Below are 239 nucleotides of genomic sequence, written 5' to 3' on the forward strand. Positions count from 1 at the left end.
CTAAAAAAGTTGTGCTTTATACCTACGGTGAGAACAACCAAGCTATATGGTGGCAAAAACACCAACCCAAATTGTACGAATTTAAAAATTTAAGTATTTTTAGTTTAGACTATGCAGCAACACAGGCACTTGCAGACCTAGTTGATCGCAACATACAGCTTACAGTCACCATTCAAGATGGTGAGGTATGGGTTAACACTGATAATACAAATATTGAGATAAAACCACAGCAATTAATG

1 protein-coding gene is annotated in these 239 nt (G+C 36.0%); it reads left to right on the forward strand.

The features are described 5' to 3' along the window. The coding region (locus SB756_RS34835; protein ID WP_410913851.1) for a YaeQ family protein at positions 1-239 on the forward strand (239 nt) is incomplete at both ends.

Origin of the sequence: Pseudomonas sp. SIMBA_068, assembly GCF_046534705.1 — a bacterium.
GTDB lineage: Bacteria > Pseudomonadota > Gammaproteobacteria > Pseudomonadales > Pseudomonadaceae > Aquipseudomonas > Aquipseudomonas putida.